Raw genomic sequence first — 25612 nt, forward strand, 5'->3', positions numbered from 1 at the left:
TGCGATCTTTTGATCTTGATGTTAAAGATCAAAAGATCGCAGCGTGCCGCAGCTCCTACAGGGGCGATTATTGCCAGCCGAAGACTTCGCAGCTGTTCGCGGTGCTGGCGGCGGCCAGTTGTTCCGGGCTGATTTTCATCCACTCGGCCAACGCCGCACAAATCGCCGGCAAATGCGCCGGCGTATTGCGAACACCGGGAAACATCGCGGGCGCCATGTCCGGTGAGTCGGTTTCCAGCACGATAGACTCCAGGGGCAACTCCGCCAGCACGCGATGCATGCGCAGTGCCTGCGGCCAGGTCGGCGCGCCGCCCAGACCCAGTTTGAAACCGAGTTTGATGTATTCCCGTGCCTCTTCGCGGCTGCCGGCAAACGCATGGATGATTCCGGCACGTTTGAGCTTGAGGCGCTTGAGGGTGGCGATCACCGCCGCGTGGCTGCGGCGCACATGGATCAGCGCTGGCAATTCGAAGTCCGCCGCCAGTTGCAGCTGTGCTTCGAACAGCGACTGTTGGCGCTCGCGATCCAGCGTTTCGATGAAGTAATCCAGACCGATTTCGCCCACCGCACACAGCTGTTGATGACCGCGCAAGCGTGTCAGCCAATCGCCGAGTGCCGATAAGTCTTCGGGGCGATGCTGATCGAGATACACCGGGTGCAAACCGAATGCCGCGTACAAATCGGCATCGCTCTGCACCAGATCCCACACCCGTTGCCAATTGCCCTCGTAAACCCCCAACACCACCATCCGCCGCACTCCGAGGGCGCGGCTTTCGGCCAGCAGCGCCGGACGATCGGCGTCGAAGTCGGGGAAGTCGAGGTGGGTATGGCTGTCGATCAGCTCCACGGTTCAGTCCCGGTGAATACGCTGCTTGAAGGTCCGCGCGATGGCTTGCACGCCGGGCTTGTACTCCGACTGCTCGACGGCGGCCAGCGCCAGTTCCAGCGCCTTGTCGGCGATCAACTGGTGCTGCTGGGCCATGGCGTTGACCGGCAGTGGCAGAAAGTCCAGCAACTGCGTGTCGCCGAAGGTGCCGAGGCGCAGCGGTCGTGATTTCAGCGGGAAGTCATGCAGCGCATCGAAAACGCCCTGCAGCAGCACGTAGGAAGTGGTGACCAATGCGTCGGGCAAATGCCCCAGGCGCTGCAGGAGTTCTTCCATCAACTGCCTGCCGCACTCACGGCTGAAAGATTCAGCGTGCTCGACCAGCACTTCACCTTTGAAGTCGACCAGCGCCTGTTGGAAACCGGCGGCACGTTCCTGGCTGATGCTCAGTTCCGGGCGTGCGCCGAGCAGTACGATTTGTTTGGGTTGCGGATCGAGCAGGCTCTGGGTCAGGTGCCGGCTGGCCTCGCGGTCGTCACTGATCACCGAGCAGAAATGCTCCGGCTCCATGACCCGGTCGATGGCGATGATCGGCGTGCCTTTGGCCTGCAATTGTCGGTAACTGTCGTCACCGGCGGGCAGGCAACTGGCAACGATCAGCGCATCGCAACGGCGCGCACGGAACAGTTGCAGCAATTGCCGTTCGCTGTCCGGGGCATCGTCGGAGCTAGCGATCAGCAATTGATAGCCGCGTGCACGCGCACCTTGTTCCAGCAGTTTGGCGATCCGCGCGTAACTGGGGTTTTCCAGATCCGGCAGAATAAAGCCCAGCGTGCGCGTATGCCGACTGCGCAGCCCGGCCGCTTGAGGGTTTGGCGTGAAGCCGTGCAGTTCGACCACCGCCCGCACGCGCTCGACGGTCGCGGTGCTGATGCGTTGCTGTTCGGCCTTGCCGTTGATGACGTAGCTGGCGGTGGTCACGGACACTCCGGCCAACCGCGCGATATCACTGAGTTTCAACCCGGGATTTCCTTGTTTTTTCGAGCTTGCCGCAACATTTTCGCCAATCCTACCCGATTAGGGCAGGCGACTATTGTCGCAGCGCATCCGACAAGTTGGACTTCAAGGATGGGACATTATCGAGTAACGTGCCGATCAATCTAGATTAAACGTTTCAGCAAGCGTATTTTCTACGTTTTAGACGCCTTTGGCCGGTTCTGCCGTGAAACCGCCAAAACAGCCGCTGAAAAGCGAAGCTATCCAGCGCCTAAGCTGCAACCATTCAAAACAATACCTGGCGTCATCCGATGCCAAAAAGGAGATCGTATGCTCGAGCTCACTATAGAGCAGATATCCATGGGCCAATCGGCTGTGGATAAACCCGCCGCCCTGCAATTGCTGGCCAATCATCTGGTCGCCGATGGGCTGGTCGCCGACGGTTACCTCGCTGGCCTGCAGGCCCGGGAAGCCCAGGGCTCGACCTTTCTCGGGCAAGGTATTGCCATTCCTCACGGAACCCCGGAAACCCGCGATCAGGTGTTCGCCACTGGCGTGCGCCTGATGCAGTTCCCCGAAGGTGTGGATTGGGGCGATGGCCAGATCGTTTATCTGGCGATCGGTATCGCCGCCAAATCCGACGAACACCTGCGCCTGCTGCAACTGCTGACCCGTGCCCTTGGCGAGACCGATCTGGGCCAGGCCCTGCGTCGTGCGAGCTCCCCGGAAGCGTTGCTGAAACTACTGCAAGGCGCGCCGCAAGAGCTGGCGCTGGATGCGCAGATGATTGGCCTCGGCGTGTCGGCGGATGATTTCGAAGAACTGGTTTGGCGTGGCGCACGCCTGCTGCGCCAAGCCGATTGTGTGAGCAACGGTTTCTCTGCGGTGCTGCAACAAGTCGAAGCGTTGCCGCTGGGCGACGGCCTGTGGTGGCTGCACAGCGAACAAACGGTGAAACGCCCGGGCCTCGCGTTCGTGACGCCGGACAAACCGATGCGCTACCTCGGCCAGCCGCTCAGCGGTCTGTTCTGTCTGGCCAGCCTCGGCGAAGCGCATCAGGCACTGCTTGAGCGTCTATGCGCGTTGCTCATCGAAGGTCGCGGCCATGAATTGGGCCGTGCCACCAGCAGTCGTAAAGTTCTCGAAGTGCTCGGCGGCGAGTTGCCTGCCGACTGGCCGAGCGCGCGGATTGCGCTGGCCAACGCCCACGGCTTGCACGCGCGCCCGGCGAAGATCCTCGCGCAATTGGCAAAAAGTTTTGATGGCGAAATTCGTGTGCGCATCGTCGACGGTCAGGACAGCGCCGTGTCGGTGAAGAGCCTGAGCAAACTGCTCAGCCTCGGTGCTCGTCGTGGTCAGGTGCTGGAACTGATCGCCGAGCCGAGCATCGCCGCCGATGCCTTGCCGGCACTGCTCGCCGCTATCGAAGAAGGCCTCGGCGAAGAAGTCGAGCCGCTGCCCGCGATTAGCGAACAACGAGAAGTCTTTGCCGACATCGCCGAAGTAGTCATTGCCCCGGCGTCAGGCACTCAGTTGCAAGCCATTCCCGCCGCGCCCGGCATTGCCATCGGCCCGGCGCACATTCAAGTGCAGCAATCCATCGATTACCCGTTGCGGGGCGAGTCCGCCGCCATCGAGCGCGAACGTCTCAAACAAGCGCTCAGCGATGTGCGCAGCGACATTCAGGGCCTGATCGAACGCAGCAAGGCCAAAGCCATCCGCGAGATCTTCATTACCCATCAGGAGATGCTCGACGACCCGGAACTCACCGACGAAGTCGACACCCGCCTCAAGCAAGGCGAAAGCGCTGAAGCGGCGTGGATGGCGGTGATCGAAGCGGCGGCCAAACAACAGGAATCGCTGCAAGACGCGTTGCTCGCCGAGCGCGCGGCGGATCTGCGTGACATCGGCCGCCGTGTGCTGGCGCAACTGTGCGGAATTGAAACGCCGAACGAACCTGAGCAAGCGTACATTCTGGTGATGGACGAAGTCGGGCCGTCCGACGTTGCACGGCTGGATCCGGCGCGTGTCGCGGGGATTCTCACCGCACGCGGCGGCGCCACAGCGCACAGTGCAATCGTTGCGCGAGCCCTCGGGATTCCGGCGCTGGTCGGCGCTGGCGCAGCGGTGTTGTTGCTGGCGCCAGGCACACCGTTGCTGCTCGACGGTCAACGCGGTCGCCTGCACGTCGATGCCGATGCGGCGACCTTGCAACGCGCCACCGAAGAACGCGACACCCGCGAGCAACGCCTGAAGATTGCCGCCGAACAACGCCATCAACCGGCGCACACCACCGACGGCCACGCGGTCGAAGTGTTCGCCAACATCGGCGAAAGTGCCGGCGTGATCAGCGCGGTGGAGCAGGGCGCCGAAGGCATTGGTCTGCTGCGCACCGAACTGATTTTCATGGCCCACCCGCAAGCACCGGATGAAGCCACGCAAGAAGCCGAATACCGTCGTGTGCTCGATGGTCTCGCCGGGCGGCCATTGGTGGTGCGTACGTTGGATGTCGGCGGCGACAAACCGCTGCCGTATTGGCCGATCGCCAAAGAAGAAAACCCGTTCCTCGGCGTGCGCGGCATTCGCCTGACCTTGCAGCGTCCGCAGATCATGGAAGCGCAGTTGCGTGCCTTGCTGCGTTCTGCCGACAACCGTCCGTTGCGGATCATGTTCCCGATGGTCGGCAGCGTCGAAGAGTGGCGCCAGGCCCGCGACATGACTGAACGTCTGCGCCTGGAAATCCCGGTCGCCGATCTGCAACTGGGGATCATGATCGAAGTGCCGTCCGCCGCGTTGCTCGCGCCGGTATTGGCCAAGGAAGTCGACTTCTTCAGCGTCGGCACCAACGACCTCACGCAATACACCCTGGCCATCGACCGCGGCCACCCGACCCTGTCGGCGCAGGCGGATGGCCTGCACCCGGCGGTACTGCAACTGATCGACATCACCGTGCGCGCCGCCCATGCCCATGGCAAATGGGTCGGCGTCTGCGGCGAACTCGCGGCAGATCCGCTGGCGGTGCCGGTGCTGGTCGGCCTCGGGGTCGATGAACTCAGCGTGTCCGGGCGCAGCATCGCCGAAGTCAAAGCGCGCATCCGAGAACTCAGCCTGACTCAGGCGCAAACCCTTGCTCAACACGCCCTGGCCGTGGGCAGCGCCAACGAAGTACGCGCATTAGTGGAGGCCCTGTAATGGCCAAGATTCTTACCCTGACCCTCAACCCGGCGCTCGACCTCACCGTCGAACTGCCACGGCTGGAGGCCGGTCAGGTCAATCGCAGCGAGGAGATGCACACCCACGCCGCCGGTAAAGGCGTGAACGTCGCGCAGGTGCTCGCCGACCTTGGTCATCAACTGACGGTCAGTGGTTTTCTCGGCGAAGACAATCTGCAAGCGTTCGAAACCCTGTTCGCCAAGCGCGGTTTTGTCGACGCGTTTATCCGCGTGCCGGGCGAGACGCGCAGCAACATCAAAGTGGCTGAACAGGACGGTCGCATCACCGACATCAACGGCCCGGGGCCAGTGGTCGATGCTGCCGCACAGCAAGCGTTGCTTGAGCGTCTGGTGCAGATTGCACCGGGGCACGACGCGGTTGTAGTCGCCGGCAGTTTGCCGCGTGGCGTGACGGCGCAGTGGTTGCGTGAGTTGATCGAACGGCTCAATCAGCTTGGCCTGAAAGTCGCTCTCGACTCCAGCGGCGAAGCGTTGCGCGAAGCTTTGAAAGCCAGTCCGTGGCTGATCAAACCGAACACTGAAGAACTCGCCGATGCGCTCGTTTGCGACGTGGTTTCGCACGCGGCCGAGGCACAGGCAGCGGCACGTTTGCATGCGCAAGGCATCGAGCACGTGGTGATCTCTCACGGTGCCGATGGCGTGAACTGGTTCAGCATCGGTTCGGCATTGCACGCGACGCCGCCGAAGGTCAGCGTCGCCAGCACGGTCGGTGCCGGTGATTCGTTGCTGGCCGGCATGCTCCACGGTTTGCTCAGCGCCGACACGCCTGAACAAACCCTGCGCACGGCCACCGCGATTGCCGCGATGGCGGTGACCCAGATCGGTTTCGGCATCAACGACGCCGCGCAACTGGCGCAGCTCGAACAGGGCGTGCGCGTGCGCCCCCTGACAGAACAATAAGAGGGTTTGTCATGAAGTTAGCCATTGTTACGGCTTGCCCGAACGGCATGGTCACCAGTGTGCTGTGCGCGCGATTGCTTGATGCGGCGGCGCAGCGTCAGGGCTGGAGCACCAGCGTTGAAGTGGTCGATGCCGCGCACCCAGAACGCGAGTTGTCGGCGGCGACGATTGCCGCGGCCGAGTGGGTTTTGTTGGTCGCCACCGGTGCGGTCGACATGACGCGTTTTGTCGGCAAGCGGGTTTTCCAGATTGCCCCGGCCCAAGCGCTGCAGGATGTCGAAGCAGTGTTGCGTCGTGGTGCTGAAGAGGCTGAGGTCTACGTTGCCGGGGCCGCTGAACCGGTCGCTGATGCGCCGCGTGCGCCACGCCTCGTCGCCATCACCGCGTGCCCGACCGGTGTCGCCCACACCTTTATGGCCGCCGAAGCCTTGCAGCAAACCGCCAAGCGTCTGGGTTATGAACTGCAAGTCGAGACCCAAGGCTCGGTGGGTGCGAAAACCCCGTTGAGTGCAGCGGCGATTGCCGAAGCTGACGTGGTGTTGCTGGCGGCGGATATTGAGGTTGCCACCGAGCGTTTTGCTGGCAAGAAAATCTATCGTTGTGGCACTGGCATTGCCTTGAAGCAGTCTGAAGCGACGCTGAAAAAAGCGCTGGCCGAAGGCGTTGTGGAAAGTGCTGCGGGTGACGGTAAAGCACCGGCCAAGCAAGAGAAAACTGGTGTCTACAAACACCTGCTGACCGGCGTGTCGTTCATGCTGCCGATGGTGGTGGCGGGCGGTTTGATGATCGCGCTGTCGTTCGTGTTCGGCATCACCGCGTTCAAGGAAGAAGGCACGCTGGCTGCGGCGCTGATGCAGATCGGCGGCGAGACCGCGTTCAAACTGATGGTGCCGCTGTTGGCCGGTTACATCGCTTATTCGATTGCCGACCGCCCGGGTCTGGCGCCGGGAATGATTGGCGGCTTGTTGGCGAGCACCCTGGGTGCCGGATTTATCGGCGGCATCGTCGCCGGGTTCATCGCCGGTTATGCGGCCAAGGCTATCAGCCGCTATGTTGCGTTGCCGCAGAGTCTTGAGGCGCTGAAACCGATTCTGATCATCCCGTTGTTTGCCAGCCTGTTCACCGGTCTGGTGATGATCTACGTGGTCGGCAAACCGGTCGCCGGGATGCTGTTGGCCCTGACCAATTTCCTCGACAGCATGGGCACCACCAACGCAATCCTGCTCGGTGTGGTGCTTGGCGGCATGATGTGCGTCGACCTCGGTGGGCCGATCAACAAAGCGGCGTATGCGTTCTCGGTGGGGTTGTTGGCGTCGCAGAGTTATGCACCGATGGCGGCAACCATGGCCGCCGGTATGGTGCCGCCGATTGGTCTGGGCATCGCCACGTTTATTGCACGGCGCAAGTTTGCCCAGACTGAACGCGAAGCGGGGAAAGCGGCGCTGGTGCTGGGGCTGTGCTTTATCTCTGAAGGCGCGATCCCGTTTGCCGCGAAAGATCCGTTGCGGGTGATTCCGGCGAGCATTGCCGGTGGCGCACTGACCGGTGCGTTGTCGATGTACTTCGGCTGCAAACTGATGGCGCCGCACGGTGGCCTGTTTGTGTTGGCGATTCCGAATGCGATCAATCATGCGTTGTTGTATCTGCTGGCGATTGTCGCGGGGAGTTTGTTGACGGCCGTCGTCTACGCAACGGTCAAACGCCCGGAAGCCGTCGAGTTGGCCCTGGAACCGGCCAAGGCTTAACCGACACCACAAATCTCCTGTAGGAGTGAGCCTGCTCGCGATAGCGGTCTGTCAGTGACATGAATGTTGGCAGATATACCGATATCGCGAGCAGGCTCACTCCTACAATGGGTTCTGCGGTGTGTCTGGTGTCATGTGTGTTTCATGATGTCGTGCTTAAGTTTTCCTTTTTTCAGGGAGAACAGCATGAGCGATTTCAATCCCGGTCGCCGGCGTGTCATGCAAGTGGTTGGCGCCGGGCTGTTGATGCCAAGCCTGGCGCCGGCGGTGATTGCTTCGGTCAAGGATCGTCCGCAACTGACCGATGGCGTGCAGTCCGGCGACCTGCAAGGCGACCGCGCGATGATCTGGAGCCGTAGCGATCGCCCCGCGCACATGGTGGTCGAGTGGGACACCCGCAGCCAGTTTCGTAATCCACGTCGACTGATCTCAGCACTCGCCGATGCGCGCACAGATTTCACCGCCCGCGTTGAACTCAGCGGGCTGCCCGCCGATCAGGCGATCTTCTATCGGGTGTATTTCAAGGACGCCCGTACCGGCGCCGCCAGCGAGCCATGGCTCGGCCACCTGCGCAGCGCACCGACGGTGCGGCGCAATATTCGTTTCGTCTGGAGCGGCGACACCGTCGGCCAGGGCTTCGGCATCAACCCGGACATCGGCGGCATGCGCATTTACGAAGCCATGCGTCTGCGCTTGCCGGACTTCTTTATCCACAGCGGCGACACCATCTACGCCGATGGCCCGGTGCCTGCTCAGCTCACCACCGAAGGCGGGCGCATCTGGCGCAACCTGACCACCGAAGCCAAGAGCAAAGTCGCGCAGACCCTCGACGATTATCGCGGCAACTACCGCTACAACCTGATGGACGAAAACATCCGTCGCTTCAACGCCGAAGTGCCGCAGATCTGGCAGTGGGACGACCATGAAGTGGTCAACAACTGGTCGCCCGGCAAGCAGCTCGACGAGCGTTATCAGGAGAAAGATATCCACACCCTGGTCGGTCGCGCGCGAAAAGCCTGGCTAGAATATTCACCGATGCGCCTGCAGGCCGCCGACGGTGGCGGACGGATTTATCGCAAGCTCAGTTACGGGCCGATGCTCGATGTGTTCGTGCTCGACATGCGCAGTTATCGCGGCGCCAATGACGACAACCTTGGCGCCGCGAAACCGTTCCTTGGGCGTGAGCAACTGGACTGGCTCAAGCGCGGCTTGAAGAAATCCAAAGCCCAGTGGAAGGTGATTGCCGCCGACATGCCGATCGGTTTGGGTGTGCCCGATGGCGAGGTCAGCCCGGGTGTGGCGCGCTGGGAAGCGGTAGCTAACGGTGACCCGGGACCGGCGCAGGGGCGCGAGGTGGAAATCGCCGAATTGCTCGGCTACCTGCGTGCGCAGCAGGTATACAATTTCGTCTTCCTCACCACCGACGTGCATTACTGCGCGGCGCATCACTACCACCCGGATCGTGCGGCGTTTCAGGATTTCGAACCGTTCTGGGAGTTTGTCGCGGGGCCGTTGAATGCCGGCAGTTTCGGGCCCAATCCGCTGGATAAAACCTTCGGCCCTGAGGTGGTATTCGAGAAAGCGCCACCGGTGCAGAACGCATCGCCGTTTGCCGGGTTTCAGTTTTTTGGCGAGGTGAATATCGAAGGGCAGAGCGGGGAGATGAGCGTGGTGTTGCGCGATCTGAATGGCGTAGCCGTTTTCGAACAGAAGTTGCAGCCAATCTGACCGTAGGAGCTGCCGCAGGCTGCGATCTTTTGATTTTGCTTTGTGAAGATCAAGATCAAAAGATCGCAGCCTGCGGCAGCTCCTACAGGGGTGTTTTCAATAGACGTCGCGGCGGTAGCGGCCCTGTTCGATCAGGCGTTCGACTTCGGTGCTGCCGAGAACGTCGTTGAGTACCTGGTCCACGCCTGAGGCCATGCCTTGCAGGCTGCCGCAGATGTAGATCACGGCGCCGTCAGCCAACCATTTTTTCAATTCGTCAGCCGACTCACGCAAGCGATCCTGCACATAAACCTTCTCGACCTGATCGCGCGAAAACGCCAGATCCAGCCGTTGCAGATCACCATTGATGAACCACTCTTCCAGCTCCGCGCGGCAGAGGAAATCGTGTTCACGATTGCGCTCACCAAACAGCAACCACTGGCGCTGCTGGCCGTCGGCAATCCGTGCCTTGAGCAAACTGCGCAGCCCGGCCAGACCTGTGCCGTTGCCCAAAAGAATCATCGGCACTGGCTCGTTCGGCAGGTGGAAACCACTGTTGCGGCGCACGCGCAGGCTGATGGCGCCACCGACCGGCGCATGCTCGGTCAACCAGCCGGAACCGATGCCGAGGCTGCCATCGACATGCTGTTCCTGACGTACGATCAGCTCCAGCACACCGTCGGCGGCAATCGAGGCGATCGAGTATTCACGCATGGCCAGCGGCACCATCGCATCGACCAGCGACTGCGCATGCAAACCGACCAGATGCGCGCGATGCTCCGGCAATTGACGCGAAGCCAATGCAACTTCCAGCGGCTCGTCGAGGCCGTTGATTTTCACCATGGTCTCGCCACGAATACCCAGGCCGTCGAGGAAATGTTCGATGACCCACGGGCAATTGCGCGGCAGCACTTCGACCAGATCACCAGCCAGCCAACTGCTGGTGTTCGGTGCGTTCAGGCCCAACAGATAAACCGGCGAACCGCTGCTGTCCGGGTTCATCAGTTCGCGGCGTGTCAGCGTCCAGTTGTCGTAGCTCGGCGCCTGCCAGGTATCGACCGGCGCCTGCCCGGTGAGCAGACCGAGTTGTGTCTGCCAGTGACGCAGCGCATAGGGGTCGCCGCTGTCGACTTCTACCGGCGCAAACAACGTCTTGCCGCCGTGTTCGCCCAGCCACTGATGCAGGCGTTTGGCGAAGCCGCAGAAGTGCTGATACTGCCGATCACCCAGACCGAGCACCGAGTAATTCAGACTGTCGAGCGTTGCAGCCTGGCCCAGCACTTTGCGCTCGAAACCACGGGCGCTGTCCGGTGCTTCGCCGTCGCCGAAGGTGCTGACCACGAACAACGCGTTGTTTGATTCACGCAAATCTTGCTCGCTGACATCGGCCAGCGGCTGCACTTTCACCGGCAAACCGGCGGCCTGCAATTGCCCGGCGGTTTGCCAAGCCAATTGCTCGGCAAAACCGCTTTGACTGGCAAAACCGATCAGCCACGCCGACGCATCGTCGGCCGGTTGCTCGAGACCTTTGCGCGCGTCCTTGATGTGCTTTTTCTTGCGTCGGCGATCGAGATACAGCAGCCATCCGGTGATGAAAAACAGCGGCATGCACACCGCCGCGAGCGTGATGATGATCCGTCCGAAGAGGCCGAAATAGCTGCCGACGTGCAGCGCATAAATGCTGGTCAGCAGTTGCGCCTTGAAGCTCTTGTCGGCGTAGCGGTCGACCCGTTTGACGATGCCGGTGGCCGGGTCGAGGGTGATCTGGTTCAGTGCACGATCATGCGGCGAACTTTCCAGCAGGTAGAACACCGTCGCCGGTTGACCGGCCACCGGCGGCATCCGAATGTTGTAGGCAGACAGGCCAGGGCCGGCAGCGCTGTAGATGCTGCTCCACATCGCCGCGTAGTCGGCGGTCGGTGCCGGGCCTTCTGGTGCCGGGCCGCGACCGCCGCGCACGCGCTCGTTTTGCGGCGCGTCGGAGAGCAATTTGGTCAGGCCTTTGTTGTACCACTCGTACGACCACGACAACCCGGTCAACGCCAGCAGCAAATAGACCAACAGGCACCAGGTGCCCGCCACCGAGTGCAGATCCCAATTGAAGGCGCGGCCCTTTTTCTGCCAGTCCAGCGTCAGCCAAACACGCCAGCTGTTCCACTGACGCGGCCAGCGCAGGTACAGACCGGAGAGGCAGAAAAACAGCAGGATCAGCGTGCAGGCGCCGGTGATGTTGCGCCCGGTATCGCCCATCGCGAGGAAGCGGTGCAGTTGCAGCATCAGGCCGAAGAAGTCCTGGCCGACGGCATCGCCCATGAACTCGCCGGTGTACGGGTCGAAATAGCGCATTTCACCGCGACGTTCGCCCTTTGGCGGGGTGAAAAACACTTTCGCCGCGTTGCCGCTATCGGTCTCGACCCAGAGCATTGAAACTTTTTTACCCGAGGTGGCTTCGATGCGCTCGACCAGTTCAACCGGGGGCAGGACGCCGGCGACCTGTTTTTCCACTTGCAGGACGGACGGATTGATCGCCCGCAGGATTTCGTCCTGAAACGAATAGGCCGCGCCGGTGATGCCCATCAAGGCCAGCACCAGGCCTGCGGTGATGCCAAAAAACCAGTGCAACTGGAACAGGGTTTTCTTCAACACGTCACTCGCCGTCCGTTCGGAAATTGTCTTCACGGCGCGCATTATGCCGTGGGTTATCGAGAAGCGTTCTTTATTACGCACAAAAGCCCCGTTCAATTGAATGAACGGGGCCCACTGTTTTTGTAGGAGCTGCCGAAGGCTGCGATCTTTTGATTTTTTTCAGAATCAAAAGCCAGATCAACAGATCGCAGCGTGCCGCAGCTCCTACAGGTTTAGAAGTGGAAATTGGTGCTCAACAGCGCCGTACGGCCCGCCGCCTGGTTGGCGAAGTGGGTCGAGAAGGCTTTGTCGTAGTAGTTTTCGTTGGTCAGGTTCTGCACGTTGAGTTGCAGGTCGACGTTCTTGGTCAGCTTGTATGCTGCCATCGCGTCGTAGCGAACATACGAATCGACCATGGTGGTGTTGGCCACGCTGCCGAACACGTCATCCACGTAGAACGCACCGCCACCGATGGTCAGCTTCGGCGTGACCTGGTAAGTGGTCCACAGGCTGGCGCTGTTTTTCGGCGTGTTTGGCAGTTCGTTGCCATCGTTGGCCCGGCCCAGTGGACCGCCATCGACTTGTTCGCTGTCCATGTAGGCGTAGCCGGCGAACACTTGCCATTTGTCGGTGAGCTTGCCGCTGGCCGACAGTTCGACACCTTGCACGCGGGTCTTGCCGGCGTTTTCGTACGACGAGGTATCGACCTGCACGCGAGCGTTTTCTTTCTCGGTGCGGAAGATGTCAGCAGTCAGCGACAGACGATCATTCAACAGATCCCACTTGGTGCCGATTTCGTAGTTCTTGGTGGTTTCCGGCTCCATGTCGCTGCTCAGCAGATTGCCGCTGCGATCTGCCGTGCCGCCCAACGGGTTGCCTTCCTGACCTTCACCCAGCGTGTTGCCCGGTGGAGTCGCCGAGGTCGCGTAGGACGCGTAAATGCTGCCGTTCTCTGCTGGCTTGTAGACGACACCGAATTGACCGGTGACGAACTCGCTGGTGTCGTCACCCTTGGAGGTGGTGCGGCCAGCGTTGGTGTAAGTCTTGTAGCCGGTTTCGAAATGGTCGTAACGCAGGCCCATGTTCACCAGCCATTGCTCGGACAGCTCCAGGGTGTCGAACACATACAGTGCGTACGTATCGGACTGGGTGTCGGTGCCGGCGTAGTTGCGCGAGATCGCGCCGTTCCACGGATCGTTCGGGTTCGGGTTCGACAGCGAAGTGCAGTTGTAGCCACTGGCCGCGCCGATCAGACCCGGATTGCAGTTTGTGGTCGCTGCGCTGGTGCGCGGCGTGGTGTCGGTGTTGACGTTGTACGAAGACTTCTGGCTTTCCTCACGGGTGTATTCGACGCCGGTGGAGAAGCTGTTCTTGAAGCCGGCGACGTAGAAGTTGCCGAACAGGTCAGTCTGGTTGGTGGTGGTCTCGGTGTTGCTCACCCGAGTATTGGCACGACGCCAGACGCTGCCGTTGTTGACGTTGCCCTTGCTGTCGTCCGGCTGAGTCAGGATGTAATCCTGCATGCTGGTGCCGTGGCGCAGGGTGTTCTTGATCGTCAGCGAGTCGCTCAGGTCATGCTCAATGGCGAAGGTCGCGGTGTCGGTGCGGCCCTTGCGGAAGTCGCGATCCAGACCGTAGAAGTTGCTGTGATCACCGCCAGCGTATGGCTTGTCCGGGTTGGACTTGGTGCGCGCAGCAGAGCCGCCGGTTGGAATGGTGTAAGGGATGCCCGAATCCGGGGTGTCGTTGCTTTCCAGGTGGTAGTAATCGAGGTTGACGCGGGTGTCGGTGCCCAGGCCAAACGCCAGGGACGGAGCGATGCCCCAACGGTCGTAATCGACCTTGTCACGACCGGCGACATTGCTCTCGTGGCTCATCAGGTTCAGACGGCCAGCGGCGGTGTCGCTGAACTGGTAGTTGCCGTCGAGGGTGTAGCGCTGGGTCTGGTCGGAGCCCCGGGTGAAGCCACCGTCGAACGAGTTGCCCAGGTGCGCTTTTTTGCTCACCAGGTTGATGCTGCCGCCGGCTGCGCCACGACCGCCGATGGCAGAGTTCGGGCCCTTGCTGACTTCAATGTTTTCCACGGCGAAGATTTCGCGGCTCTGCGAACCGGTGTCGCGCACGCCATCGAGGTAGGTGTCGCCTTGGGCGTCGAAGCCGCGAATGAACGGACGGTCGCCCTGAGGGTTGCCGCCTTCACCGGCGCCAAAGGTGATGCCCGGCACGGTGCGCAGCGCGTCCTGCATGTTCAGGGCGCCGGTGTCTTTCAGAACCTGTTGCGGAATCACGGTGACCGAGCGCGGCGTGTCGACCAGCGGCGCGGTGTACTTGGGCGAGGAGGCTTTTTCGACCTGGTAGGACGTCGAGTCCTGGGCTTCGCCGGTGATGGCGGTGGCGTCCAGGGCGATGGCATTGCCGGAGGCTTTGCTCTCGGTTTTTTCCGCAGCGAAGACCATGTGGCCAGCGGAGCCTGCAGTGATCGCTACACCAATTGCCGAAGCGAGCAGACGTGGTGAACTGACCGGTAATTGTGCGTGTTGACGTGCCATTTTTATTCCCCTCCCCAAGGATTTGAGGCGGCGGAATATAGGGTAAACAGGTATTCGTATCAATTGCGAAACATTGCTAACTGCACTGAATTTACATTCTTTACAATTTAACCTTACGGTTTCTGCCAGTTCGTTCGTCTCCCGGGTTTTACACGGCCAATAAGAATCAATACCATTGCCGCCTCTTTGCCATCAGGTGACATCACCATGCTGCTGCACATTCCCGCACTGTTCGCGAAAGACGAGGTGCAGCGCATTCGCGAGGCGCTGGAGCAAGCCGATTGGGCCGATGGCAAGATCACCGCTGGCTTCCAGTCGGCCAAGGCCAAGCACAACCTGCAATTGCCTGAAGGCCATCCACTGGCCAAGGAAATCGGCGCGGCGATGCTTGAGCGGCTGTGGAAAAATCCGTTGTTCATGTCGGCCGCGTTGCCGCACAAAGTCTTCCCGCCGTTAGTGAACTGTTACACGGCCGGCGGCAGTTTCGATTTCCACATCGACAATGCGGTGCGCCAGCCCAAGGGCAGTATTGAGCGCGTGCGCACCGATTTGTCGGCCACGCTGTTCTTCAGCGAGCCTGAGGATTACGACGGCGGCGAGCTGGAAATCCAGGACACCTACGGCACTCGGCAAGTGAAACTGCCGGCCGGCGATATGGTTTTGTACCCCGGCACCAGTCTGCATAAGGTCAACGCGGTCAGCCGTGGCGCGCGCTACGCCTCATTCTTCTGGACGCAGAGCCTGGTTCGCGAAGACAGCCAGCGCGCATTGCTGTTCGAGATGGACGGCGCGATCCAGCAGCTCACCCAGGACATGCCCGATCATCCTTCATTGATCCGCCTGACCGGCACCTATCACAACCTGCTTCGTCGCTGGGTCGAGGTATGACGTTTCAAATCCGTCGCGAGGAGATCCTCAGCGGCGAGCAACTCAGCGCCATGCTCGCAGAAAGCCCGGCCCGCGCGGCGCAGGCGATTTTGCTCGCGGCGGGCGAGGGCGAGGTTGAAGCGCAGGCGTTGCTTGGACAGATTCTGCTGGACGGTCAGGGCATCGCGCAGGATCAAGCGCTGGCGCTGCGCTGGTTCGACATCGCCGCCGGGCGCGGGCATCTGATGGCGCGCAACATGCTCGGGCGTTGTCATGAGCATGGCTGGGGTTGTGCGGCGGATGCGGCGATTGCTGCACAGCATTACCGGATTGCGGCGGATGCCGGACTGGATTGGGCGATGTACAACTTTGCCAATCTGTTGGCGACCGGGCGCGGTGTGGCCGTGGATCATTTGCAGGCGCTGGCGTTGTATCGACGCGCGGCTGAGTTGGGTCATGCGAAATCGATGAATCTGCTGGGGCGCTATCTGGAGGAAGGGCCGGTGTGCCCGGCGGACCCGGCGGCGGCGCGTGAGTGGTATCGGCGTTCGGCAGAAGGCGGGGATTTTCGTGGGCAGTTCAGTTTTGCGGCAGTGTTGGCCGATGAAGGCAGGATCGATGATGCCGTCATGTGGCTTGAGAAAGCCTTGGCCGGCGGTAATCTGAATTTTTTGCGGGTGGCGAGTCAGACGCTGGCTGACGCGACAGACCCAAGGATTCAAGCCTTCGCATCCCGATATCAGCGTCGTGCCGATGAATTGAACCGCACCGCATAATCCTGTGGGAGCGAGCTTGCTCGCGAAGGCGTCGTGACAGTCACCATCATCTGCGCTGATCCACCGCTTTCGCGAGCCAGCTCGCTCCCACAGGGATTGGCATCAGCGAATACAAAAAAGCCCATGACACGTCATGGGCTTTTCACTTGCCGCTAGCAGCTTGAAACTCGCAGCTGCTCTTACACGTAGAACGACTTCAAGGGCGGGAAGCCATTGAACTCAACCGCGCTGTAACTGGTGGTGTACGCACCGGTCGACAGCCAGTACAGACGATCACCAATCGCCAGGTTCAGCGGCAGACCGTACTTGTAGTTCTCGTACATGATGTCGGCGCTGTCGCAGGTCGGGCCGGCGATGACGACTTCTTCCATCTCGCCTTTCTTCTCGGTCCAGATCGGGAACTTGATCGCTTCGTCCATGGTTTCGATCAGGCCGGAGAACTTGCCCACGTCGGTATAAACCCAACGCTCTACAGCGGTGCGCGACTTGCGTGCAACCAATACCACTTCGCTGACCAGAATACCGGCGTTGGCAATTAACGAACGGCCAGGCTCGAGAATGATTTCCGGCAGATCATCACCGAAGTCTTCTTTGAGGAAGCGAATGATTTCTTCGGCGTAGGTTTCCAGGCTGTTGGTACGGGTGATGTAGTTGGCCGGGAAGCCACCGCCCATGTTGATCAGCTTCAGGTGGATGCCGTCTTCTTCCTTCAAACGCTCGAAGATCACTTTGACCTTGGCGATCGCCGCGTCCCAGACGCTGATGTCGCGCTGTTGCGAACCCACGTGGAACGAGATGCCGTAAGGCACCAGGCCCAAGTCGCGGGCGAGGATCAGCAGGTCCATGGCCATGTCGGTCTGGCAGCCGAATTTGCGCGACAGTGGCCAGTCAGCCGTGGTCGAGCCTTCAGTGAGGATGCGTACATAGACTTTCGAGCCCGGTGCAGCCTTGGCGATGTTGCGCAGGTCGGCTTCGGAGTCGGTGGAGAACAGACGCACGCCCTTCTCGTAGAAGTAGCGGATGTCCTTGGATTTCTTGATGGTGTTGCCGTAGCTGATACGGTCGGCGCTGACGCCGCGATCCATTACTTTGTCCAGCTCGTAGATCGAGGCGATGTCGAAGCTCGAACCTTTCTCTTTGAGCAGGTCGATGATCTCGACGGCCGGGTTGGCCTTGACCGCGTAGTAGACCTTGGCGAATTCGAAACCGGCGCGCAGGTCATCGTAGGCCTGGCTGATCATCGCGGTGTCGATCACCACGAACGGGGTTTCCTGTTTGTCGGCGAACGCCTTCATTTTGTCGAATGTAGCGCGCGCGAAATAGTCTTCGACCTGGATCGACATGCTGGGAACTCCTACTGGCAAACGTCGTTAATCAATGGGTGCAAATGAACGCCCTCCGTATCCCCACTTTGGTTCGCCTACTTCCCAAGGCATGTCGCCGAAAGCAAAAAGGCCATGGGTGGTTTTACCCTTGGCCTTGCTGTCTCGTCGTCAGTACTTGAGCCGGATGGATCGTTTCCAGCATGGACGTTCGGCGCGAACTTTAGGGCGTGAGGGGCCTGAGATCAACTAAAAATGTCGCGTTTTTGCACGCTTCTGACGTGCGTCGCGTTCAGCACTCTTTGTAGCCGACCGAGATGACGGACAGATGTTCCCCGAGAATTTCGCACTGTTAAAAATACCTGCACGTTCGCGGATTATGTCGGCTAAGTCGTGGGTAAGTGTGATCGCGTCAACATCGGCGACGTTGGCGGCGAGGGGGAGGGTGTGAGGGGTATTTTGCCTATGTCGAACAACTTGTCCGACAGGGTTTGGATCGGTCTGGTGTTGAGATTCTTTTCCGCCCTGTGAATGAACAAAAAACTCACCACGACCCTGTGGGAGCGAGCTTGCTCGCGAAGGCTTTTTCACAGTCGACATCGTTGTTGACTGATATTGCGCTTTCGCGAGCAAGCTCGCTCCCATAGGGCTTTGTGTTTTTACCGGGTAATCAGGCGACCACGGCTTCAGCTGGCGAGACGATACTGGTCTTGCCGCCACGAGATTTGCCGGAGCTCAGATACTCGGCAATCGACTCCTGCGTCACCTCTCCAAGGAACACCCGCTCGGCATCCATCACCGGCAGCCACGAACGGTTGAACTCGTACATCCGCGACAGCAGGATGCGCAGATGCTCGTCGTACGCTGCGGTGGCGTTGAACTCACGCAGGAACTGCGCGCAAGTGCCGGTCTGGCGATGCAGATCGCGACGACGCACGTAGCCCAGCGCCTTGTTGTCAGCGCAGGTGACCACCACGTAGCGACGGTCATGCTCGTCCATCAATTCCAGCGCATCGGCCACCGGGGTTTCCGGGCTGACCGACGGCGCGTTGTCCGCCGCATCTTCTGCTTTTACCAACAGCAAGCGTTTGAGCGTGCTGTCCTGGCCGACGAAGTTGCTGACAAAGTCGTCTGCCGGGTGCGCGAGGAGCGTGTCCGGGTGATCGATCTGCAGCAGTTTGCCGGCGCGGAAGATTGCGATCTTGTCGCCGAGTTTGATCGCTTCGTCGATGTCGTGGCTGACCATGATCACGGTCTTGTTCAGCGCGCGCTGCATTTCGAAGAATTCGTTCTGGATCATCTCGCGGTTGATCGGGTCGACCGCACCGAACGGCTCGTCCATCAACAGCAGCGGCGCATCAGCGGCCAGTGCGCGGATCACGCCGATGCGCTGTTGCTGGCCACCGGACAGTTCACGCGGGTAGCGATGCAGATACTGCTTGGGTTCGAGCTTGATCATGCTCATCAACTCGCGGGCGCGGTCGTGGCATTTCTGTTTGTCCCAGCCGAGCAGTTTCGGCACGACGACGATGTTCTCTTCGATGGTCATGTTCGGGAACAGGCCGATCTGCTGGATCACGTAACCGATGTTGCGACGCAGGGTCACTTCGTCGAGATCAGTGGTGTCTTCGCCATTGATGAGGATCTTGCCCGAGGTCGGTTTGATCAGGCGGTTGATCATTTTCAGCGTGGTGCTTTTGCCGCAACCCGATGGCCCGAGGAACACACAGATTTCGCCTTCATTGACGGTCAGGCTCACCGAGTCCACGGCTTTGACATCTTTGCCGTTGCTTTGGAAAGTTTTGCTGAGGTTTTGAAGTTCGATCATTTGAGGAGTCCTTTTGGAGTCAACGAGCGTTGCAGCCATTGGAGAAACAGGTCAGCGAAAATGGCCAGAAGACTGACCAGCAGTGCGCCGACGATCAGCATCGACATGTCACTGCGGCTGATGGAAGCGAGGATCAACACACCGAGGCCGCCGGCGCCGATGGTCGCGGCGATGGTCATCACGCCGATGTTCATCACCACGGCGGTGCGCACGCCAGCGAGGATTACTGGCACAGCGATCGGCAACTCGACCATGCGCAGGCGCTGGCCGAAAGTCATGCCGATGCCGCGTGCCGCTTCACGGATGCCCGGCTCTACACCGGTCAGAGCGAGGTAGGTGTTGCGCATGATCGGCAGCAGCGAATAAAGGAACACGGCGGTGATTGCCGGCATCGGGCCCAGGCCCTGGCCGAACTTGGAATAGAACGGCAGCAGCAGGCCGAACAGGGCAATCGACGGCACGGTCAACAGCACCGTAGCGCTGGCCTGCAACGGGCCGGCAAGGGTTGGAAATCGTGTCATCAGGATGCCCAGCGGCACGCCGATGAGGATCGCCAACGTCACGGCGATGCCGACGAGGGTGATGTGCTGCCAGGTCAGGTGCATCACCTGCTGCCAGTCGAGATGGGAAAAGGCGTTGAAAAATTCCATGACTTTTCCTCCTTTAGTTCAGCGGATGTTGGCGCAGGAAATCGGCGGCAACGGACGATGGGCTTTCGTGATCGACGTCGACCCGCGCGTTGAGCTGGCGCATGGTTTCGTCGTCGAACAGTTCGGCCAGCGGCTTGAGTTGCTCGGCCAGTTTCGGGTTGGCGTCCAGCGTTGCCTGACGCACTACCGGCGCGGCGGTGTAGTCGGGGAAGTAGTGCTTGTCGTCTTCCAGCAATTTCAGGCCGAAGGCGTTGAGGCGACCGTCGGTGGTGTAGACCAGACCGGCAAACACCTGACCGTTGCGCAGCGCGGTGTAGACCAGGCCCGCGTCCATCTGGCGGATGTTCTTGCGGCTGAGGTTCATGTCGTAGAGATCGACCATGCCGATCAGCCCGTCAGAGCGATTGGCAAACTCGGTGTCCAAAGCGACCAGATGATTGGTCTTGGCTTCGGCGCGCAGCACTTCGTTGAGCTGACTGATGTTGTTGATCTGCGGATATTCCTCGGCGACTTTTTTCGGCAGCGCGAGGGCGTAGGTGTTGCTGAACTTCGACGGGGTCAGCCAGATAAGACCTTTTTTCGCGTCGAGTTCTTTCACCCGGGCGTAGGACTGGGCGCTGTCGAGTTTTTCCGTGACATGGTTGTAGGCCACCAGCGACACGCCGGTGTATTCCCAGAGCATGTCCAGTTGTCCGCTTTCGTGGGCGCTGCGGGCGAGGTTGCTGCCCAGACCGCCGGTGATCTGCGCGTCGTAACCTTTGCTGCGCAGGTATTGCGCGGTGATTTCCGCGAGCAGGGTTTGCTCGGTGAAGACCCGGGCGCCGAGGCGGATAACCGGTTTTTCAGCGGCTTGTGCGATGCCTGCGAACAGTAGGGCGCTGCTCAGCATCAGGCCTAAGATCAAGCTAAGTCGTTTCATATTCATTCCTTCGCAAAAGCCTTAAGACGGGCGCAAACCGCGTTCCAGCCAGAGACGGCTGGCGAGGGTGACCACGCCATCGAGCAGCAAGGCCAGCAGCGCGGTGCACGCGGCGCCGAGCAGCAGTTGCGGCTGATTGTTCAGGGCGATGCCAGGGAAGATCAGGCTGCCGAGGCTGTTGGCGCCGATCAGGAAGGCCAGCGGTGCGGTGCCGACGTTGATCGCCAGTGCGACACGCACGCCACCGACGATGATCGGTACGGCGTTGGGCAATTCGACTTTCCACAGCACTTGGCGCGGGGTCATGCCAATGCCGACGGCCGCTTCTTTCAGCGAGCCCTGGACATTTTTCAGGCCTTCGTAGGTGTTGCGCACAATCGGCAGCAAGGAAGCGAGGAACAAAGCGAAGATCGCCGGGCCACTGCCGATGCCGAGGATGCCCAACGCAATCGCGAGCACGGCCAACGGAGGCACGGTGTTACCGATGTTGAAGATCTGCATGAAGCGTTCGGCGCGTCCGACCATGGTCGGGCGACTGAGGAAGATGCCAGCGGGGATGCCCACGACAAGGGCGGCCAGCATTGAAGCGAGGACGAGAATCAGATGAGCTTGCAGGTAAAACAACAAATCGTCGCGGTAGTGTTCGATCGTGTTGATGCCGATCCAGTGGACCAGCAGGGCCAGGAGCGCGATCACCACCGCACCTCCAATCAGCCCTTTGCCATAGCGGATAGCCACAGGCGGACTCCTTTTTTGTAGTCGGCGAGCGCACTCCCGAGTGGCATGCCAAACCTTGGCCGCCGAGAGCGTCGTTCGCGAAAAGTAGCCGTTTTTCAGGACCGGAAAAGCGGTCTGAAAGCGAGCCATGAGCGCAGCCTCGTCAGGCTAACTTGCTGATTTTTCAGCCCCTGACGAAATGTCGTAACAGGGGATGGACGTCTCCGTGCTTTAAAAGGTTCCCATCCGAGGCAGCATTTGGCCACCCCTAATGTGCTCAACGGTTCGGTTATTGCATCGAGTTGGGCTATAATCGCGGCCCTTTTTTGAATCACCGCCAGGCGATTTCCCATGACCAACCAGGCCGCCGAAGTCGCGAAACGCCGCACTTTCGCCATTATTTCCCACCCCGATGCCGGTAAAACCACGATCACCGAAAAGCTCCTGTTGATGGGCAAGGCGATTGCAGTGGCCGGTACGGTGAAATCCCGTAAATCCGATCGCCATGCGACATCCGACTGGATGGAGATGGAGAAACAACGGGGTATTTCCATTACCACGTCGGTCATGCAGTTCCCGTATCGCGAACACATGATCAACCTGCTCGACACCCCGGGCCACGAAGACTTCTCCGAAGATACCTACCGCACCCTGACGGCGGTGGACTCGGCCTTGATGGTTCTCGACGGCGGTAAAGGTGTCGAGCCACGGACCATTGCGCTGATGGACGTCTGCCGTCTGCGTGACACGCCGATCGTCAGCTTCATCAACAAACTCGACCGTGACATCCGCGACCCGATCGAACTGCTCGACGAAATCGAAGCCGTTCTGAAGATCAAGGCCGCGCCGATCACCTGGCCGATCGGTTGCTACCGCGACTTCAAGGGCGTGTACCACCTGGCTGACGACTACATCATTGTCTACACCGCCGGTCACGGTCACGAACGCACCGAAACCAAGATCATCGAGAAGCTCGACTCCGACGAGGCGCGTGCGCATCTGGGCGACGAGTACGACCGTTTCATCGAGCAGCTGGAACTGGTTCAGGGCGCCTGCCACGAATTCAACCAGCAGGAATTCCTCGACGGTCAGCTGACCCCGGTGTTCTTCGGTACCGCCCTGGGCAACTTCGGTGTTGACCACGTTTTGGACGCTGTCGTCGATTGGGCACCGCGTCCGCTGGCCCGTGTGGCCAACGAGCGTACCGTTGAGCCGGTCGAAGAGAAGTTCTCCGGCTTCATCTTCAAGATCCAGGCGAACATGGACCCGAAACACCGCGACCGCATTGCCTTCATGCGTATCTGCTCTGGCAAGTACGAGAAAGGCATGAAGATGCGCCACGTGCGTACCGGCAAGGACTTGCGTATCGGCGACGCCCTGACGTTCTTCTCCTCCGAGCGTGAGCAGCTGGAAGAAGCCTTTGCAGGCGACATCATCGGTCTGCACAACCACGGCACCATCCAGATTGGCGACACCTTCAGCGAAGGCGAAGTCCTTGGTTTCACCGGCATCCCGCACTTCGCCCCGGAACTGTTCCGTCGCGTGCGTCTGCGTGATCCGCTGAAGTCCAAGCAATTGCGTCAGGGCTTGCAGCAGTTGGCCGAAGAAGGTGCAACGCAGGTGTTCTTCCCAGAGCGCAGCAACGACATCATTCTTGGCGCCGTCGGTGTGCTGCAGTTCGATGTGGTCGCCAGCCGTTTGAAAGAGGAATACAAGGTTGAGTGCTCGTATGAGCCGATCACCGTGTACTCCGCGCGCTGGATTGAATGTGCTGACAAGAAGAAGCTTGAGGAATTTTCCAACAAGGCTGTGGAGAACCTGGCGTTGGATGGCGGGGGGCACCTGACCTACCTTGCGCCGACGCGGGTTAACCTGGCGTTGATGGAAGAGCGTTGGCCGGATGTGAAATTCCGCGCGACGCGTGAGCATCATTAAGCGTTGAGTTTTGTTGTTCGAGAGCCCCCAAGGTTTAGGCCTTGGGGGTTTTTTTTGCCTTGGGTTTGGGGGTAGATCCGTTGCTGCGGGTGTTGCTGATTACGGTTTCGCCCTTACGGCGAGTCACCTTTTCCAAACGCCGGAGTGCCGGCCCAGCGAAAAGGTAACCCAAAAGGCTTGCTCCTACGTTCGGCCCGCTCGCTGGGGCTCGGGGTTCCTTCGCTGCGGGATCGATCCGGGCGCAGCGCCTCCGGTTTGCTTCGCTGCACCTCCTCTCGCTGTGTTTGGCTGCGCCAAACGGTCGCTGCGCTCCCACGCCCGGATCAATCCCTCCACTCAGCCTTCCGACGTCGCCCGTGGTTCAAGATCAAAAGCGGTACTCGAGCTTGCGCTCATTGTGTTGAGTGGGGCGGCTTTGCCGCGGGTTGGTGTAGGAGCTGCCGGAGGCTCGGGCCGCGATCGGACGATCTTTTGATCTTGCTACTGCTTTTCTGTGGGAGCGAGCTTGCTCGCGAAAGCGGTCTGACAGCCGACCTTTCTTTGCCAGATGTACTCGGCCCCTGTGGGAGCTGGCTTGCCAGCGATGGCGGCCTGTAAGCCGATCATTTCCCGACTGACTGCACCCAACCATCCGATCTGCCAAAGGCTGCTCCTACATCGCTCTGTAGGGCGTCTCTGTTTTCGTTGTCTGACGCATTCTGAGGCGCGACAACTGCCTCGCTGACCGTTAGTGTTCCTGCTCCCCCCAGTCGCTTTGAGAGATCAATGGAATGACGAGTCGTCTGACTCACCTGCTGCGCCTCGGCGGTTATTTTGGCGTGATGGCCTGGGTGCTCGCGGCGTTGTTGTTCATCAATCGCCTGAGCAGCATGGTGAAGCTGTTCATGGCGTTGTACCTGCGTCAGGAGCTGGGGCTGGCGATCGAGACGGTCGGCTGGTTGCTGTCGGCGTACGGTGCCGGTTTGCTGGTCGGGTCGATGCTCGGTGGCTGGCTCAGTGATCATGTGCGCACGGCGCGGCTGACGGCGGCGTTGTTTTTCATTTCCATTTGGGTACTGATGCTGCTGGGGCTGGTGACGCACGTGCCATGGCTCGCCGCGTTGCTGTTGCTCAGCGGAACCATTGATGGCGCCATTCGCACCCTGCATCAGCGCCTGATCATGGAGTACTGCGAGGTGGCGCAGCGCTCGCGTGCGCAGGCGTTGAGCCGGGTGGCGCGCAATCTCGGCATGGCTGCCGCCGGCGTCGCGGGTGGGTTGTTGGCGCAGACCGATTTTCGTTGGGTGTTTTTCGGCAGTGCAGCGATGACGTTGTTGGCGCTGTTGTGGTTTGTTCACACCACGTGGCGGCGGCCGCTGCTGATGGTCGAGGAGAAATCGGCGGCCGGCGTGAGTGGCTCGAGTACGCCTTTTCGCGACAAACCCTTCCTCTGGTTGCTGGCAGCGACGGCCGTGCTCGGCATCGCGTTCGACACGGTCTACAGCACGCTGGGCAACTATCTGCGTGATTACTACCATTTGAGCACCGAGGCGATCGGCTGGCAGTTCGGGCTCAATGCGCTGCTGGTGATCGCGCTGCAGATTCCGCTGTCGCACTGGGGCGAACGCTGGGGCTCGCGGCGACAAATGGTGGCGGGCAGTCTGCTGCTGGCCTGTGGGCTGGGCATGTTGCCGTTCGGTTCCGGACTGGCGTTTGTCTGCCTGTCGACGGTGATCTGGACCTTGGGCGAGGCGCTGTTCATGCCACCGCTGAATGTATTGGCCATGCAGTTCGCCCAGCGTGGCAGGAGGGGTCAGTACTTCGGCCTGTTCTTCATGAGCTGGAGTGCCAGCGCGCTGCTGTCGCCGGTGCTCAGTGGTCAGCTGTACGGCAACTTCGGCGGTCACAGCGTGTGGCTGGCCAGTGCGGCGCTGCTGCTGATATCCATCCCGTTGACCTGGCAAGCCACCCGCTCGCTTAGCTGATCCGGTTATTGAGCTTATTCGAAAGCAATCTGTCTGCCGACGGCATTTCTGCG

Annotated in this window: 17 protein-coding genes; 8 read left to right on the forward strand and 9 right to left on the reverse strand. The window is 60.4% G+C overall.

Annotation, left to right across the window (positions count from 1 at the left end; all coding sequences use genetic code 11):
* Positions 1-67 precede the first annotated feature (67 nt).
* Both EJA71_RS21645 and cra read right to left on the reverse strand, forming a co-directional pair.
* Entirely contained in the window at positions 68-847 is a 780-nt protein-coding gene (locus tag EJA71_RS21645; RefSeq protein ID WP_158959582.1) for a TatD family hydrolase, read from the reverse strand.
* Positions 848-850: 3 nt separating this feature from the next.
* Positions 851-1846, reverse strand: coding sequence for a catabolite repressor/activator (cra, locus tag EJA71_RS21650; protein ID WP_158959583.1), 996 nt, complete (start codon positions 1844-1846; stop codon positions 851-853).
* A gap of 306 nt (positions 1847-2152) precedes the next feature.
* On the opposite strand from cra, the gene ptsP reads away from it, so the two are divergent.
* From ptsP to EJA71_RS21670, 4 genes are all read left to right on the forward strand, one after another.
* Positions 2153-5014 carry a phosphoenolpyruvate--protein phosphotransferase gene (gene ptsP, locus EJA71_RS21655; protein WP_158959584.1) on the forward strand — a complete coding sequence of 954 codons (2862 nt, stop codon included), beginning with the start codon at positions 2153-2155 and terminating at the stop codon, positions 5012-5014.
* Entirely contained in the window at positions 5014-5955 is a 942-nt protein-coding gene (gene pfkB / locus EJA71_RS21660) for a 1-phosphofructokinase (protein WP_158959585.1), read from the forward strand. The genes ptsP and pfkB overlap by 1 nt, the downstream gene beginning before the upstream one ends.
* Before the next feature lie 11 nt (positions 5956-5966).
* A complete protein-coding gene (locus tag EJA71_RS21665) occupies positions 5967-7700 on the forward strand; it encodes a PTS fructose-like transporter subunit IIB (RefSeq protein ID WP_158959586.1) in 1734 nt (577 codons plus the stop codon).
* 186 nt (positions 7701-7886) lie between these two features.
* A complete protein-coding gene (locus tag EJA71_RS21670) occupies positions 7887-9428 on the forward strand; it encodes an alkaline phosphatase (RefSeq protein WP_158959587.1) in 1542 nt (513 codons plus the stop codon).
* Positions 9429-9524: 96 nt separating this feature from the next.
* Here the strand turns inward: EJA71_RS21670 and EJA71_RS21675 are convergent, their stop codons facing one another.
* The gene (locus EJA71_RS21675; RefSeq protein ID WP_158959627.1) at positions 9525-12053 is read right to left on the reverse strand and encodes a sulfite reductase flavoprotein subunit alpha; all 2529 of its coding nucleotides are present in this window, start codon (positions 12051-12053) and stop codon (positions 9525-9527) included.
* A 212-nt stretch (positions 12054-12265) separates the two neighbouring features.
* The gene (locus tag EJA71_RS21680) at positions 12266-14581 is read right to left on the reverse strand and encodes a TonB-dependent siderophore receptor (RefSeq protein WP_158959588.1); all 2316 of its coding nucleotides are present in this window, start codon (positions 14579-14581) and stop codon (positions 12266-12268) included.
* 207 nt (positions 14582-14788) lie between these two features.
* Between EJA71_RS21680 and EJA71_RS21685 the strand changes: the two genes are divergently transcribed.
* Positions 14789-15469: a Fe2+-dependent dioxygenase gene (locus tag EJA71_RS21685; protein ID WP_158959589.1), complete on the forward strand. Its 681-nt coding sequence runs from the start codon at positions 14789-14791 to the stop codon at positions 15467-15469.
* Positions 15466-16224 (forward strand): tetratricopeptide repeat protein, encoded by a 759-nt coding sequence (locus tag EJA71_RS21690; protein WP_158959590.1) that lies wholly within the window; start codon positions 15466-15468, stop codon positions 16222-16224. The genes EJA71_RS21685 and EJA71_RS21690 overlap by 4 nt, the downstream gene beginning before the upstream one ends.
* A gap of 179 nt (positions 16225-16403) precedes the next feature.
* Here EJA71_RS21690 and EJA71_RS21695 read toward each other — a convergent pair whose 3' ends face one another.
* The 5 genes from EJA71_RS21695 to EJA71_RS21715 all read right to left on the reverse strand — a co-directional run bounded on the left by EJA71_RS21695 (position 16404) and on the right by EJA71_RS21715 (position 21681).
* Positions 16404-17567, reverse strand: a complete 1164-nt coding sequence (locus EJA71_RS21695; protein ID WP_016986476.1) for a type III PLP-dependent enzyme — start codon at positions 17565-17567, stop codon at positions 16404-16406.
* A 649-nt stretch (positions 17568-18216) separates the two neighbouring features.
* Positions 18217-19374: a betaine/proline/choline family ABC transporter ATP-binding protein gene (locus EJA71_RS21700; protein WP_053117057.1), complete on the reverse strand. Its 1158-nt coding sequence runs from the start codon at positions 19372-19374 to the stop codon at positions 18217-18219.
* Entirely contained in the window at positions 19371-20024 is a 654-nt protein-coding gene (locus tag EJA71_RS21705; RefSeq protein WP_158959591.1) for an ABC transporter permease, read from the reverse strand. The genes EJA71_RS21700 and EJA71_RS21705 overlap by 4 nt, the downstream gene beginning before the upstream one ends.
* A gap of 13 nt (positions 20025-20037) precedes the next feature.
* Positions 20038-20943, reverse strand: a complete 906-nt coding sequence (locus EJA71_RS21710) for a glycine betaine ABC transporter substrate-binding protein (protein WP_158959592.1) — start codon at positions 20941-20943, stop codon at positions 20038-20040.
* Between the two features lie 21 nt (positions 20944-20964).
* A complete protein-coding gene (locus EJA71_RS21715; protein WP_158959593.1) occupies positions 20965-21681 on the reverse strand; it encodes an ABC transporter permease in 717 nt (238 codons plus the stop codon).
* 330 nt (positions 21682-22011) lie between these two features.
* On the opposite strand from EJA71_RS21715, the gene EJA71_RS21720 reads away from it, so the two are divergent.
* Together EJA71_RS21720 and EJA71_RS21725 are read left to right on the forward strand one after the other, a co-directional pair.
* Positions 22012-23595 (forward strand): peptide chain release factor 3, encoded by a 1584-nt coding sequence (locus tag EJA71_RS21720; RefSeq protein ID WP_158959594.1) that lies wholly within the window; start codon positions 22012-22014, stop codon positions 23593-23595.
* Between the two features lie 770 nt (positions 23596-24365).
* On the forward strand, positions 24366-25559 hold the full coding sequence (locus tag EJA71_RS21725) for an MFS transporter (RefSeq protein ID WP_158959595.1): 1194 nt from the start codon (positions 24366-24368) through the stop codon (positions 25557-25559).
* Positions 25560-25612 lie beyond the last annotated feature (53 nt).

It is taken from the genome of Pseudomonas sp. PB106 (genome assembly GCF_009764645.1).
In the GTDB taxonomy this organism is placed as follows: Bacteria; Pseudomonadota; Gammaproteobacteria; order Pseudomonadales; family Pseudomonadaceae; genus Aquipseudomonas.